This window comes from Enterobacter sp. PTB, from assembly GCF_051130085.1.
GTDB lineage: Bacteria > Pseudomonadota > Gammaproteobacteria > Enterobacterales > Enterobacteriaceae > Enterobacter > Enterobacter ludwigii.
In genome coordinates, this window is record NZ_JBDKEE010000035.1 from 17,839 (window position 1) to 31,266 (window position 13,428).

15 protein-coding genes and 1 pseudogene are annotated in these 13,428 nt (G+C 56.6%); 12 read left to right on the top strand and 4 right to left on the bottom strand.

Annotation, left to right across the window (positions count from 1 at the left end; genetic code table 11):
- The first annotated feature begins 66 nt into the window (after nt 1-66).
- A complete protein-coding gene (locus tag AAIR21_RS24835) occupies nt 67-1,014 on the top strand; it encodes a hypothetical protein (protein WP_333168970.1) in 948 nt (315 codons plus the stop codon).
- A 52-nt stretch (nt 1,015-1,066) separates the two neighbouring features.
- Here AAIR21_RS24835 and trbB read toward each other — a convergent pair whose 3' ends face one another.
- The 3 genes from trbB to AAIR21_RS24850 form a co-directional block, all read right to left on the bottom strand.
- Entirely contained in the window at nt 1,067-2,017 is a 951-nt protein-coding gene (trbB, locus tag AAIR21_RS24840; protein ID WP_434682505.1) for a P-type conjugative transfer ATPase TrbB, read from the bottom strand.
- A gap of 63 nt (nt 2,018-2,080) precedes the next feature.
- Nucleotides 2,081-2,608, bottom strand: a complete 528-nt coding sequence (locus AAIR21_RS24845) for a phospholipase D family protein (RefSeq protein ID WP_434682506.1) — start codon at nt 2,606-2,608, stop codon at nt 2,081-2,083.
- A 257-nt stretch (nt 2,609-2,865) separates the two neighbouring features.
- A complete protein-coding gene (locus AAIR21_RS24850; RefSeq protein WP_155404622.1) occupies nt 2,866-3,336 on the bottom strand; it encodes a hypothetical protein in 471 nt (156 codons plus the stop codon).
- 284 nt (nt 3,337-3,620) lie between these two features.
- On the opposite strand from AAIR21_RS24850, the gene AAIR21_RS24855 reads away from it, so the two are divergent.
- From AAIR21_RS24855 to AAIR21_RS24885, 7 genes are all read left to right on the top strand, one after another.
- Nucleotides 3,621-4,595: an ArdC family protein gene (locus tag AAIR21_RS24855; protein WP_333168973.1), complete on the top strand. Its 975-nt coding sequence runs from the start codon at nt 3,621-3,623 to the stop codon at nt 4,593-4,595.
- 167 nt (nt 4,596-4,762) lie between these two features.
- Nucleotides 4,763-5,701 (top strand): hypothetical protein, encoded by a 939-nt coding sequence (locus tag AAIR21_RS24860; RefSeq protein WP_047356171.1) that lies wholly within the window; start codon nt 4,763-4,765, stop codon nt 5,699-5,701.
- 550 nt (nt 5,702-6,251) lie between these two features.
- Entirely contained in the window at nt 6,252-7,367 is a 1,116-nt protein-coding gene (ompC, locus tag AAIR21_RS24865) for a porin OmpC (RefSeq protein ID WP_333168974.1), read from the top strand.
- Nucleotides 7,368-7,651: 284 nt separating this feature from the next.
- On the top strand, nt 7,652-8,161 hold the full coding sequence (locus AAIR21_RS24870) for a DUF4232 domain-containing protein (RefSeq protein WP_052955208.1): 510 nt from the start codon (nt 7,652-7,654) through the stop codon (nt 8,159-8,161).
- A 73-nt stretch (nt 8,162-8,234) separates the two neighbouring features.
- Nucleotides 8,235-8,864 (top strand): DUF2913 family protein, encoded by a 630-nt coding sequence (locus AAIR21_RS24875; protein ID WP_434682507.1) that lies wholly within the window; start codon nt 8,235-8,237, stop codon nt 8,862-8,864.
- 10 nt (nt 8,865-8,874) lie between these two features.
- The gene (locus AAIR21_RS24880; protein ID WP_047356174.1) at nt 8,875-9,222 is read left to right on the top strand and encodes a hypothetical protein; all 348 of its coding nucleotides are present in this window, start codon (nt 8,875-8,877) and stop codon (nt 9,220-9,222) included.
- 149 nt (nt 9,223-9,371) lie between these two features.
- On the top strand, nt 9,372-9,566 hold the full coding sequence (locus tag AAIR21_RS24885) for a hypothetical protein (protein ID WP_333168975.1): 195 nt from the start codon (nt 9,372-9,374) through the stop codon (nt 9,564-9,566).
- Nucleotides 9,567-9,570: 4 nt separating this feature from the next.
- Here AAIR21_RS24885 and AAIR21_RS24890 read toward each other — a convergent pair whose 3' ends face one another.
- Complete coding sequence (locus tag AAIR21_RS24890) at nt 9,571-9,813, bottom strand: type II toxin-antitoxin system RelE/ParE family toxin (RefSeq protein WP_333169108.1); 243 nt, start codon at nt 9,811-9,813, stop codon at nt 9,571-9,573.
- A 598-nt stretch (nt 9,814-10,411) separates the two neighbouring features.
- Between AAIR21_RS24890 and ansP the strand changes: the two genes are divergently transcribed.
- The 4 genes and pseudogenes from ansP to AAIR21_RS24910 form a co-directional block, all read left to right on the top strand.
- Nucleotides 10,412-11,914 carry an L-asparagine permease gene (gene ansP / locus AAIR21_RS24895; RefSeq protein ID WP_434682508.1) on the top strand — a complete coding sequence of 501 codons (1,503 nt, stop codon included), beginning with the start codon at nt 10,412-10,414 and terminating at the stop codon, nt 11,912-11,914.
- A 158-nt stretch (nt 11,915-12,072) separates the two neighbouring features.
- Complete coding sequence (locus tag AAIR21_RS24900; protein ID WP_333168977.1) at nt 12,073-12,405, top strand: glycine zipper family protein; 333 nt, start codon at nt 12,073-12,075, stop codon at nt 12,403-12,405.
- Between the two features lie 94 nt (nt 12,406-12,499).
- A complete protein-coding gene (locus tag AAIR21_RS24905) occupies nt 12,500-13,156 on the top strand; it encodes a DUF2913 family protein (RefSeq protein WP_333168978.1) in 657 nt (218 codons plus the stop codon).
- Between the two features lie 10 nt (nt 13,157-13,166).
- A pseudogene (locus tag AAIR21_RS24910) lies at nt 13,167-13,428 on the top strand (DNA-binding protein); the annotation flags it as partial.

Genomic DNA, 13,428 nt, shown 5'->3' on the forward strand with positions numbered 1-13,428 from the left:
CTATCGCTTTTGATTTTTGTATTGCCAAATATATTAATTTTTTTTCAAAAGATAAAAGAGGTTTTTATGTTTACACCGTTTACGTGGGACCCGGCATTAAATCTTCAGTACAACAGCGCGAATGCCTCCCAGGTGCTTTATCAGAGTGCGGCTTCACTGGGGCGCAATGCAGGCACGCTGTTCCGTATGGATGCGCCAGATGAAATATTTGTGCTGTGTGCCGTCAGTGGAGGGGCGATAGACTGGAACGGAGGAGTGGTAATTGAGTCCGGAATTCTCCGGGTTGACTGCTCTGGTAATAGTAATCAGTTCGTGCTGGCCCGTCACGATGCAAACGGGACCCTGAATATCGGGCGGGGGGAAGAGAAGGGGCGTCTGGAAATTTACCGGCCTGACCATGTTTTTTTAAGCGGGGCCGTCATCGGTGTGCGTGAAAATGGCGAGTTTGCGGTGGTTGACTGCGCCGGGGGTGTAACCATTGAGACCGGTATTCAGCTGGAAAAAAATGGCGTGATGGAAATCAGCTCCCGTGATTACGTCAGCCCGATGGACACTACCGGCTGGGATAAGGATAACTTCCAGGTGCGGGACAATGCCCTGCTCAATGTGTTTGTGCTGGGTGACTATAATGTTGCCACCGTGGTCAGCGATGCCGGGCGGGCGTTTATTTTTGCCTCAACCCTGCACCTGAATCAGCAGTGCACCCTGACGCTCGACGCCGGAGACGGCGAGATTTTTGTCGGCGGGAGTGCCTCAATGCTGGTCGATATTGCGGAACCGGCCGTCACCGGTGCCGGCGGTTTTAATTTTATGACTACCAGTGGCAGGAATAACGGGGTGTTCATTCTGAGTGCACAGGTTAAGGGGATTCAGGTAAACACGGTCAGTGCCGCGCAGGTCCTGATGCTGTGGGGCATGCTGAAAATCAACGGGGTGTCCCAGAACAGCCTCAGCCCGTTTAATATCGACGTTACCAGCTGTCCGGGACAGATGATTATTTCGCTGAAGCAGTAATTTTTATGCCCGGAGGTGGCTGCCGCGCCCGGCAGCGGTCATCCCCGCTTCGTTACGCCACCCTGTCGAACTGATACCGGCCACTCTCATAACCGGTGACGTTCAGCACCTCCTCAATGCGCCGCCCCTGCGGCGTTTTTTTAATGTACACCACGCAGTGGATGGTGGAGGCGATCATCCGTCGGTTGACGCTGACCGCCACCTCCCCGATGCACTGCTCCAGGCGCTCCAGGCGCTCCAGCGCCGCCGAGTCGGCGTGAATGGTGCACAGCCCGCCGGGGTGGCCGGTGTTCCAGGCTTTCAGCAAATCCAGCGCCTCGCCGCCGCGCACTTCCCCAATCAGCACCCGGTCCGGGCGGTAACGCAGGGTGATGCGCAGCAGCTGGCGCATCCCGATGTCCGCCCGCTCACTGGTGCGCATAATCACGTGGTTGGCCGCCCGACACTGGATTTCGTTGGTGTCCTCCTGGATGAGGAAGCGGTCGTGGGTGTTGTGACTGACCATCGCCGCAATAATGGCGTTCGCCAGGGTGGTTTTACCGGAGCCGGTGCCGCCGACGATCAGGATGTTCTTCCGGCCCGCCACGGCGGCCAGCAGCGCGTCATACTGCGCCGGGGTGAGAATGTCGTGCCCGCGGTACTCCTCCAGCGGAAACACCCGCGTGGCCTTTTTGCGGATGGTGAACGACGGGTTAGCGGCCAGCGGCGGCACAATCCCCTCAAATCGGGAGCCGTCCACGGGCAGCTCGCACTCCAGTACCGGGTGTGTCCGGTCCAGGATGGTGTCATGAAAGTGGGCGATGGCGTTCATGATGGCGGCGGCGTCGTTGGGGTCTATCCGGGCGACTTCATACATCGGCCTGCCGAACTCTTCTATCCACAGCGTCTGGTCGGGGTTCAGCATCACCTCGATGACGTTCTCGTTTTCAATAAAGGGCAGGATACCTGCCCGGCTCATATGGGATTTAAGGGCGTTGATCTGGCGCGCCTGTGCTTCTGACATGCGGGAACCTCTGCAAAAAAAACGCACCGGCGAGGCGGTGCGTCTGACGGAAAAGGGAAGGGTTTACCAGGTGGGGCTGTATGGGGTGCCCTGTTCCCAGCGGGACTGCCAGTGTTGCGTGAAGGTGGCGGCCAGCGCCGGGTCATCATGAACCACCAAGGCGTTTTCTGAGTTGTTGCGGGCCGCCGCGCGGGAGTAATTAAACGAGCCGGTTTCCGTGGTCACGCCATCGACGATAATCACCTTGTCGTGCTGGATCTTATAGTGGTCGTCGGTACGCAGGGCGATACCGGCGTTCGCCACCAGGTTCATGGCCGCCTGGCTTGCCTTGCTGCGGTTGCCGCGCTCATCGACCACAATCTGAATATCGACGCCGCGCTTCTGCGCACTGAGCAGGGCTTTCATCACCTCCGGGGAGGTGAAGGAGTAGGCCATCATTCGGATGGAGCGCTGCGCGGAACTGATGACGTTGATCACCAGCTGCTGCGCAGAGCCCTCCGGGGAAAAGCCCACCTCAACAGACGGGGCGGCAAAAGCCAGAGAGGGGAGGGCCAGAACGGCGGCCAGTGCGGCCTGTCTGAAATTTAGCATGTATTATCCTTGTGGTTTCTTTGCGCAGGAATGATGCGCGGATATAGTGGGTTTGTCTGAGAGTTTTGAATAAGGAGTGTTTCATGTCGTTAATACGTTGCTGCATTTGCGGACATTCGCTGTCAGTAAATGCACCTGGTTGTCCATCCTGTGGTGAGCCGGACCCATCAGGAAAAGTAGCGTCAAATAAGTGCGTTGGGAGAATGCTGGGGGTGATAGTGGTGCTTGCAGCGGTGGGGGTACTTTATGTCTGGGCGCTACCGGTAATACAGCATAGCCCCCTCTTCAATCACCTCCGCTAAGGCCTGCAGCTCCCGGTTAAGCTTTTTCCGGAAGCACGGCAGTTTTTTAATCTGCCCTGCCAGGGTGAAAGCCTGCCGGTCATAGGCCGGAGCATGAAGGCGGAACATCAGTATCCCCACCTCATTAAACATGCCCTCCAGCGTCCACAGCGTATTCAGCCGCCGATCACCCTCTGCTTCCGCCTGTCGCAGGTGCATTTCAATACGACTGGCGAGTGCCGGTGAAGCATGGAAGTACACATAGGGCGCTTTTCCCAGCCTCACATGTCCCTGACAGGAGGCGACGGTCCGTATGCCATTAATGGCGTTCAGACGCTTTACCAGCCCGGAAATATGCGTATCCAGTTCGCTGTATATCATCGCTGTGGGTCTCCGTGCAGTGGTCTCTCGTAACGGCTCAAAATCATCAGTGCTGACGATGGTCATCGTGTTTTACCTCCTTTTTAAAAGCTGGGCCGGGATACAGACCCGACCGGGAAAAAATGGTTTCGCCCGTGCGAAAAAAGGGGCGCTACCTCCTCGCGTTGCGGGTGCTTATTTCTCCTGTGCACTTTTCGTTCCCGTCTCAGCTGCCGGTCAATCGTTTCCCTTTGCAACCTGCCCGGCAAGGGTAAATGGCACGCTTCGCGCCCTTGCAGTGCAGAACGACGCAGAGAAGCCGGACCGTCAGGCGACACGAAGACGAAAATCACACTGAACGGAGAAATGCGATGACTGCCACCCTTAACCCTCAGACTACCGCCCCTAATTGTGCACCGGCGACACGCGTATCCCCGCGTGACCCGTCAGGCTCCTCAAAAACGAAATTTTCCAGAACCCGAAAAACCACAGCTGACCTGTATCAGGTGGTCACTGACAGCATTATCGAAGCGCTGGAATCGGGGGTTAAGCCGTGGGTGTGTCCGTGGAAACGTGCGCCGGGCATGTCTGGTCTGCCGACCAGTTACGCCACCGGAACGGCCTACAGCGGGGTGAATATCATGCTGTTATGGAGCAGTGCCGCGCAGCAGGGTTTTACAGACTCCCGCTGGCTGACCTACAAGCAGGCGCAGGCTGAAGGGGCGCAGGTTCGCAAGGGTGAAAAGGGCACGACCGCGATTTTTTACACCACGCTGGAAAAAGAAAACGACGAAGGCGAAAAGGAAACGATTCCGATGCTGAAAACCTTCACCGTGTTTAACGTGCAGCAGACTGACGGGCTGGTACTGGCAACCACTGAGGCGGAGAGCGTCGCAGAACTGCCGGACGTTTTCGCGCCGCTGGCGCAGGTCGAAGCGCTGATGACAAAATGCGGTGCCCGTATCGCGGAGCGCGGTAATTCAGCGTATTTTCAGCCCGCCACTGACGAGGTGGTTTTGCCGGAACGTCATCTGTTTAACGACGCGGCAAACTTCTACGCCACGGCGCTGCACGAGCTGACCCACTGGAGCGGCGGAAAAACACGGCTGGCCCGCAAAATGAGCGGTCGCTTCGGCTCCGAATCCTGTGCGTTCGAAGAGCTGATCGCGGAGCTGGGGAGTGCCTTTTTAATGGCTGATTTGGGTGTCGCCGGTGACGTGCAGCATGAAAGCTACATTGCGTCCTGGCTCAATGCCCTGAAAGGAGACAGGCGCTATATTTTCAAAGCGGCCTGCGCGGCATCGGCAGCACATCGCTATTTAATGGATTTTACCCGCGAGGGATAACCCAAATACCGCTCCTGACGGAGCGGTTAAAAAATACATTGTTTGACTCCCTGCCTCTGCCATCACTAGCGTGCCACAGTCCATCCCGTCAGATTTTTCAGCGACGGGATGATTTTTAAGGCGCCATCGTGCCGACAACCCGAATTTTATCCGCAGAGGAAATGCTTATGTTCACACCATATCGCTGGGACCCGACAGGGGCAGAGACTTACTCGAATGCCAATGGCTCTCAGGTACTGAAACAGGATGCCGCCAGCTTTAGCCTGACGGCAAATGCGACTGCCGGGATAGATGCACCTGGTGAAACACTGGTGCTGAGGACCGTCAGCTTCGGGCGTATTCAATGGGATGGGGTGGCTTTGATTTATGCCGGTACGTTTCAGATTGATTGTTCACGTGATGGCAGTGATTTCTATCTGGGGAATAAAGACGGTAAAGGCAGTGGTGTTCTCGCCGTTGAGAATCAGGGCCGGTTTGAGGTGCTGCGTCCGGGTCGGGTGTTATTGAATGGTAAGTTGCTGAGGCTCCAAGATAATGGCGAGATGACGATTGCCGGTTGCGGCGATGGCATCTTTATGGTGGATGATATTTCTATTGAGAATAATGCCCGGCTGCAACTCAGTACGAACAAACTGGTGACCATGGCAGAGGATTCCACGGATTCTTTTCTTGTCACGGGCAATGCGCTCCTGAATATTTCGGTTGATACCGAATTTCATGTCAATGTGTCGGTGGCCGATAACGGACGGGCCTTTGTCTATGTCGGGAACGTTGAGTTTAATCAGGGCTGCTCTTTCACGCTGGCGGGAAACAGCGAGGTGTTTGTTGGCGGGCAGTCATCCAGTCCGACCGTTCTCTCTCATTCCAGCCCTGTGGGGGCTGGGGGTTTTAACTTCATAACCAAAGGTGGAAATACCAGCGTATTGATCCTGGATGCAATGATGGGCGATCCAAATGGAAACATTCCACTGACAACCCCAGCGAGTGCAAATTTGTTGGTTCTCTTTGATATGTTACTGATTGACGGCATTGCGGCAAAAGATATCAATAAGTTTAATGTTGATCTCGACAGCAGCCCTGGTCAGATGCTCATCTCGCTTAAGTAATGTTTTGTGTCCCTTCTGGCTGTTGATTATCAGCCAGAAGGGACGGTTATGCTGACGGAAAACCCCAAAGGTTTTCGATGATGATGCTGTCCCGTTCAGGGAACGAGACACCGGACAGCGTTTTTATCATGTCACCAGGCTGTTCTGTAATATCTTTTCCATCGGGGTAATCTTTCAATGTGAACTCTCCGTGCGGGGATTATTTATAGTTACTGATATCAAGCTGCTTTAATTCTTCGAGGGTGTTGCGTATTCCGATGATTTCGGTCAGTGATTCCGGCGATTCCGATCACTCTTCTCCGGCTTTTTTCAAGACAGATGTCGTTTTTTATGCTGCCCCGCGCTGACGCCACGCCGGCCTGGTTTACCCGGCTTCGGCAGGATGTCCGCTGACGGAGTGTGTCTGTTTTGTGACGTTACTCGTTGATTATCCTGCCATCCCGTTGTGATGCTCCGACTGATATGCGTATGGCATGCACCGGGGTCAGGACGGCTGATACCCACTCTGGCCCCGTTCATTGGTAAAAATTTTAAAGCAGAGGCTATTCAGATGAAATTTAAGGTTCTTTCCCTGCTGGTTCCGGCGCTGCTGGCTGCCGGCGCGGCACACGCTGCAGAGGTCTATAACAAGGATGGCAACAAACTCGACCTGTACGGTAAGGTTGACGGCCTGCACTACTTCTCCGATGACAAAGGGGCCGACGGCGACCAGAGCTATGCCCGTCTCGGCTTCAAGGGTGAAACGCAGGTGAGTGACCAGCTGACCGGCTACGGTCAGTGGGAATACAACATGCAGGCCAACAATACCGAGGGCTCTGATAACCAGTCCTGGACCCGTCTGGGCTTTGCCGGCCTGAAATTCGGCGAGTGGGGCTCATTTGATTACGGCCGCAACTACGGCGTGGTTTACGACGTGACCTCCTGGACCGACGTCCTGCCGGAGTTTGGCGGGGACACCTACGGATCCGACAATTTCCTTCAGCAGCGCGCGAACGGTGTGGCCACATACCGTAATAACGATTTCTTCGGACTGGTGGACGGTCTGGACCTGGCCCTGCAGTACCAGGGCAAAAATGGCAGCGTATCCGGCGAAGGCACCGGGCCGACCAACAACGGTCGCGATGCCATGAAACAGAACGGTGACGGCTTCGGCGGCTCCCTGACCTTCGACATCGGCGAAGGCTTCAGCGTGGGGACGGCCATCGCCAGCTCAAAACGCACCGATGAGCAGAACCAGCTGACGTTTGGTAACGGTGACAAGGCCACCACCTACACCGGCGGCCTGAAGTATGACGCCAACAACGTCTATATCGCGACCCAGTACACCCAGAGCTACAATGCCACCCGATTCGGCAGCAATAACGGCGACCATTCGTACGGCTTTGCCAACAAGGCGCAGAACTTTGAAGCCGTGGCGCAGTACCAGTTTGACTTCGGCCTGCGTCCGTCCATCGCTTACCTGCACTCGCGCGGCAAGAACATCGAGGGCTACGGCGACCAGGACCTGCTGAACTACATCGACCTCGGCACGACGTATTTCTTCAACAAGAATATGTCCACCTACGTTGATTATAAAATCAACCTGATCGACGACAACAGGTTCACCCGCGACACCGGCGTGGCAACCGATAACGTGGTGGCCACCGGCCTGGTTTACCAGTTCTGATGTGACACCCTCCGTGTGCAAACCGGTCACCGGATGACCGGTTTTTTTTCACCTGCGTACCGGATATGTGACGGACAACGGGCATTTTCCCGGCGGAAGTTGACGCCCTCTCTCTCTCGTTGCGCTAATTATTCCGTTTTAAGCCACTGCTTTACTTTGTATTGACCGGATGACCAACCCTCATTTTTATACAGCGCGCAACACACCGACCGATTTGTGTTGCGCTTTTCTATGCCCGTAGCCGGCCGCGCCAGGCTGCACAACTGACTGACGGAGCGGTTCTGATGCGATATTTTCCCTGGCTGCTGATACCCTCTCTCTGCCTGTTGCCGGTGGCTTCAGCCCTGGCCGACAGCACCCCGATATCGCCCTGCCGGAGTGCCGATATCCGCCTGCACACCGATGACCGTGACGGCCTGTATGACGGTATGTTGCAGGGCGGTATGTCCCTGGTGTTATACAACGCCGGAGAGGCCCCCTGCATGCTGCCGCCGCGTCCCGTGCTGGCATTCAGCGATGCGGAACACCATCCTGTGACGGCGGAACGGCGCACGGCCCGGGGCATGTATCCGGGACCGGCGCTGCCGCCGGTGATTGTGCCTGCCGGGGAAGCCCTGCAGATCCTGCTGCGCTGGGTGGCCAGCGATGCCTTTGACGGCGGTCACTGTATCCGGCCGGGGTTCGTGTCGCTGGCGCTGGACGGCGGTGCGCTGACGGTCCCCTTTAACCGGACGATGTGCGCGGCGAAAGGGCAGACCGGGTATTACTCGCAGTCGCTGACCGGTACGCCGTAAGCGGGGCGATGTTTTTTCCGCACCGCGTTTGTATAATCCGTTGTTTCCGCAGAGGAAGAGGACACTGACGTCAATGGAAAATGCCGCAGCCGCAAAACAGAAGCTGGGACTACTCTCCGGGCACATGGCCTGGTGCGCTCTGGTGGCGCTGGCGCTGGCCCGTCGTGACGGCAGCGTCCTGTCGCCGGCGCAGGAGAACCTGTTTCTCACCCGCTGGCTGGCAACGGCGCAGAAACAACGCCGTTTTCCCCGTGTGGTGGCCACCGATATCGCATGGCTGCTGAAGCAGGGCCGAGAGCTGGGGGTCAACGCGAAGCTGGTCAGCAAGCTGACGTACCTGTGGGAATCCTGCACCGGGGAGCTGAAGGCGCAGACCGATCTGTTTCGCCTTACGCATGCGATTGAGACGGCGAAGGACATGCACTGGATCTGCCGGATGCTCAGCGACCGGGAGTGGTCCGGTCGCCATGCGGTGACGCTGAACGCCGGCGTGAACGGGCTGTATCTGTCCACCGGCAGCCTGGATACGGCCTTTGACGACGACGGACACCAGGTGGGGCCCCTGCTGGCGAACATCACCGGAAGCGTGGCGGGCCTCGGGGAACTGCTGGACCGCTGCGGCTGGCACCTGGAGCACCAGTCGGCCCATCGTTATCATCTGTGGGCCTGCCGTGAGGCGTCCGGCCCGGCGTCGTCATGCTGAGAGAGGGACAATGGAAAAGTTTTCGCAGGAATTGCTCAGTCTGGATAAGTTTCTGCTGCGCGTGGGGCGCTTCGCCCTGCGGGCGGCGGGGATTTTTCTGCTGGGGATCATCCCGGGGATCGTCGGTTTTATGATGACGGAAGGCCTCTCTTTTGCCGAGTCCGCGCTGAACGCGGTGTCCATGGCCGGCTCTCAGGGCGTGCATTTCCCGCCGGTCAGCACGGGCGGGAAGTATTTTATCGCCCTGTATGGCTTTTACCTGCAGGCGGTATTTTTCGTCGCGCTGGGCGTGCTGATAAGCCCGTTCGTGCACCGTATCATCCACCGCTGGCATCTGGACAATGACACCACCGGTTGAGTGAATATCCCTGCAATATGACTATATTACCGCTATTACGCGTGGTTTTTTCTTTTTCATCAGGCACAGTGTGCTGACGATCACGGATAACACGGCGTTAACGTTTGTATATTCCACCGCTTTCCGTATTGTTAAGGAAGAGGTAAAAAATGGATGAGGGTGATCTGGCCAGTCAGGCCGAACAGACAAGACTGGCGCAGCTGCTGAATGGCAGAACGCGGGCGGCGCTGCCCGTTACCGGACTGTGTCATAACTGCAGTGAGCCGCTGGATAACGTGCATTTTTGTGATGCGGACTGCCGGGATGATTATGAAAAACGCCTGCAGTCCCACCTGCGCCGCTAAAATTTCAGAGCAAATGGCGGGGATGATTCATCTGCTGATGCAGAATACGGGCAACGAGGATATCGTTATCCCTGACGGTGTAAAAAATGGTGTGGCGCTGAAATTCAGCCCGGATCACACCGGGAACGGGCAAATATTCCCGTCCGGGGTGTGGCATGCCCGCCAGCGTGTCAAAAAACGCCTCCATGGCTTCAGTATAATGCTCCGCCTGAACTTTACCAAAACGCAGCAGCGTGTAATCGTAAATGCCTGAAAGTCCTCAGCGGCCAGTAGGGGATGCGGATGTTTTCTTGGATGGTTTTATTGCGCGATGCCGAGTTGTCGACGGTACATTTCCGGGCTGAGTGCTCCCAGTGTGTATTCCGGCGAACTGGCGATCGATCACCGTGCGAATATGCAACGGCGAAAGGCTGCGGTGTTCTGGCTGTTGAAAATGACATGCGCATCAGATAAGCACTGTATGTGTTAAGTGACTGATGACCGGAACTGATGCTTCGGTTCTCCGGCCCCTTTCCTGTTCCCTTAATGTTAAATTTGTGAACTCACCGGTTGAATATGCTCCGTTCCCGTGAAGAGTCTCCACTCAGCCTTTTATGCTGACGGGTATACAGGGTTCGTTCTTTGACAACCGGTACCGTCCCGCAGCAAAAAGCCATCCTGCCCGCAGGCAAGCCCGTTCACTCGCTGCGGCTTATCACTCCGGCGTTTTAAATCGCCATTCCTTATCACACGACAACAGAAAAACAATATTGCGCAGTATAAGGCCACTGGCTGACCGTTCGCTGTCAACAGCGTGGTCAGGCTCAGACATTCCACCAGAACGAAATAATAAGACAGGTAATTTAATGAAAGAAAAAAATAAAACAGCAGCAGAACATCACGCTGAAAAACGCCGCTGGCTTAACGCTCACGATGAGGGCTATCACAAGGCCATGAATAACCGCCAGGTGCAGATGATTGCCATTGGTGGTGCGATTGGTACCGGATTATTTCTCGGTGCCGGTGCGCGTCTGCAGATGGCAGGCCCGGCGCTTGCACTGGTGTATCTGGTCTGCGGAATATTCTCGTTCTTTATTCTGCGCGCACTGGGAGAACTGGTGCTGCACCGGCCGACCAGCGGCAGTTTTGTGTCGTATGCCCGTGAGTTTCTCGGTGAAAAAGCCGCGTTTGTGGCAGGCTGGATGTACTTCATCAACTGGGCAATGACCGGTATTGTCGATATTACGGCTGTCGCGCTGTACATGCACTACTGGGGCGCTTTTGACGGTGTACCGCAGTGGGTGTTCGCGCTGGGGGCACTGGCGATTGTCGGGACCATGAACCTGGTGGGGGTGACATGGTTCGCCGAGATGGAGTTCTGGTTTGCGCTGGTCAAGGTGGTGGCAATCGTGGCGTTTCTGGTGGTGGGCACGGTGTTCCTGGGCAGCGGTAAGCCGCTGGACGGTCATGCCACCGGGTTTCATCTGATTACCGGCAACGGGGGGCTGTTCCCGCACGGCCTGCTGCCTGCGCTGGTACTGGTGCAGGGGGTGGTGTTTGCCTTTGCCGCTGTTGAACTGGTGGGGACTGCCGCCGGAGAGTGCGAAAATCCGGAGAAGACCATTCCGAAAGCTATCAATGGTGTTATCTGGCGTATCGGACTGTTTTACTTTGGCTCGGTGATGCTGCTGGTTCTGCTCTTACCGTGGACCGCGTATCAGGCGGGACAGAGTCCGTTTGTGACTTTCTTTTCGAAGCTGGGTGTCCCTTACGCCGGCAGTATCATGGACCTTGTGGTGCTGACAGCGGCGCTCTCCAGCCTGAACTCGGGACTGTATTCCACCGGGCGTATCCTGCGCTCCATGTCGATGGGCGGGTCGGCACCGAAGTTCATGTCGAAAATGAGCCGGCAGCAGGTGCCGTACGCGGGGATTCTGGCGACGCTGGCGGTCTATGTGGTGGGGGTATTCCTTAACTATCTGGTGCCTTCGCAGGTGTTTGAGATTGTGCTGAACGTGGCCTCCATAGGGATTATCTCTTCCTGGGCCTTTATCGTGGTGTGCCAGCTGCGCCTGCGTAAGGCGATTAAGGAAGGAAAGGCTGCGGATATCAGCTTTAAGCTGCCCGGCGCACCGGTGACTTCCTGGCTGACGCTGCTGTTCCTGTCCGGCGTGCTGGTGCTGATGGCGTTTGACTACCCTGACGGCACGTACACTATCGCCTCGATTCCGTTACTGGCGGTCCTGCTGGTGGCGGGATGGTTTGGCGTACGTGAGCGGGTAAATGAGGTTCACCGTACCGCGCCGGTACATCCGGACGATGAGCTCCAGCCAGAGGCGGTAACGCTGACGAAAGAGTTTTCCCGCTGACCCCCTGCAGCCCGGATACAGAACATCCGGGCTGACTGTTGTCCGGGGATACGGTGCTTATCACTTCTCAGGTCACCGTAACCGCCGGAAATATTTGCCTCTGCCTGCCTCCCGTTTGCAGATATCAGTGGAATACTGTTCACTATGGAAACCCTGCAATGAAAAAACTCACCGGAACGTTTATCGTTGTTGCTGCCTTATTCAGCGCCTCAGGTATGGCGGCAGAGAAAATGACCAGAGGGGCCGTCGCGGGCGCCGTTATCGGTGCCGCAACGGGAAAAAGTCTGAAGTCCACCGCGAGCGGAGCCGTGATGGGCGCCGGAACGGGAGCCATGCTGGACAAAGGCGATAAAGGCAAAGCCGCCCGAAAAGGCGGTGTCCTTGGTGCTGCAGCAGGCGCAGGCGTTGCTGCCGCAACGGGGCACAGCGTACTGAAAGGTGTGGCACTGGGAGCCGGTGCCGGTGGCGTGGTGGGTAAAGCAACGCACTGATACAAACGTCGGGCGCTCAGGCTGCCCGACGGTGCTGTCAAATAGCCTGCATCCTGCCTTTTCCGCCAGCCGTGTCCTCGTTATAATTCTCTACATGAAAAAGAATCACACCGTATTACCACCCGAAGAGTCCATGGCCGACCTGGCGCATTTTGCCTGGTGCGCACTGGTCAGCTTACGCCTGACGCAGCAGGACGGCCAGGCGCTGTCGCCGCTGACCATTCACACCTTTTTATTACGCTGGCTTGGCACTGCGCAAAAACAGCGTCGTTTTCCCCGTTCTGTGGCAGGGGATATTGACAATTTGCTGCGACTGGGACGCCAGAAAGGCCCGGCAGCCGGATTGCAACAGCGCCTGGAATCCCTTCTGCAGTCCTGCACGGAGCCGCTGGAAAAGCAGTCGGATTTGTTCCGTCTGACCCGTGCTATCGAATATCTGCGCTCGCAGGGCTGGGTTAACGCCGTGGTTGCTGATGATGAGTGGGAACCAGAAGCCCTGCATGCCGAATACGCGGACGTGTCCGCGCTGCTGGTGAGGAAATCTGAACTGCAGCGCCATTTTACCGAACAGGGCCAGCAGTCCGCACCGGTGGATTTTATCGTGGCTGGCGATAGCCGCGTTGTGGGCGATGCTCTGGATGCGCGGGAGCTGCGTTACACAACGGGTGAGCAATATGCTGGCTGGTGCCTGCTGTCGCTGTTGCCAGCAGCAGGCGCGGGTATCACCGAAGAGCAGGCTGCTACCTGTTAACGCAGAGGAAATGGCCCTGAGGCGAATTGACTACCAGACAGAGAAATACCTGTTCTCTTGCGATGGCGAGACGCCCCGTCAGACCCGACAGTGGGCTGATGTGCTGGAGGAGTGCCGCCATCTGAAAGCCGGAGCGGAAGAGCGTCTGCGTATTGCCCTGCTGAACGTCGATTACGTCACCAGCTTCGAACTGCCTTTTCGGCTGTTGCTGATACGCACGCCACAGTTGATCGCCGACCTGCGCAATGAACTGCAGCTTAATCAGAAAGAGG

Coding starts and splice junctions, on each gene's coding strand:
- AAIR21_RS24835 (WP_333168970.1), top strand. CDS start 67: ATGTTTACACCGTTTACGTGGGACCCGGCATTAAATCTTCAGTACAAC.
- AAIR21_RS24885 (WP_333168975.1), top strand. CDS start 9,372: ATGGATGAGGGTGATCTGGCCAGTCAGGCCGAACAGACAAGACTGGCG.
- AAIR21_RS24845 (WP_434682506.1), bottom strand. CDS start 2,608: ATGCTAAATTTCAGACAGGCCGCACTGGCCGCCGTTCTGGCCCTCCCC.
- AAIR21_RS24905 (WP_333168978.1), top strand. CDS start 12,500: ATGAAAAAGAATCACACCGTATTACCACCCGAAGAGTCCATGGCCGAC.
- AAIR21_RS24880 (WP_047356174.1), top strand. CDS start 8,875: ATGGAAAAGTTTTCGCAGGAATTGCTCAGTCTGGATAAGTTTCTGCTG.
- trbB (WP_434682505.1), bottom strand. CDS start 2,017: ATGTCAGAAGCACAGGCGCGCCAGATCAACGCCCTTAAATCCCATATG.
- AAIR21_RS24855 (WP_333168973.1), top strand. CDS start 3,621: ATGACTGCCACCCTTAACCCTCAGACTACCGCCCCTAATTGTGCACCG.
- AAIR21_RS24870 (WP_052955208.1), top strand. CDS start 7,652: ATGCGATATTTTCCCTGGCTGCTGATACCCTCTCTCTGCCTGTTGCCG.
- ansP (WP_434682508.1), top strand. CDS start 10,412: ATGAAAGAAAAAAATAAAACAGCAGCAGAACATCACGCTGAAAAACGC.
- AAIR21_RS24900 (WP_333168977.1), top strand. CDS start 12,073: ATGAAAAAACTCACCGGAACGTTTATCGTTGTTGCTGCCTTATTCAGC.
- AAIR21_RS24860 (WP_047356171.1), top strand. CDS start 4,763: ATGTTCACACCATATCGCTGGGACCCGACAGGGGCAGAGACTTACTCG.
- AAIR21_RS24875 (WP_434682507.1), top strand. CDS start 8,235: ATGGAAAATGCCGCAGCCGCAAAACAGAAGCTGGGACTACTCTCCGGG.
- ompC (WP_333168974.1), top strand. CDS start 6,252: ATGAAATTTAAGGTTCTTTCCCTGCTGGTTCCGGCGCTGCTGGCTGCC.
- AAIR21_RS24850 (WP_155404622.1), bottom strand. CDS start 3,336: ATGACCATCGTCAGCACTGATGATTTTGAGCCGTTACGAGAGACCACT.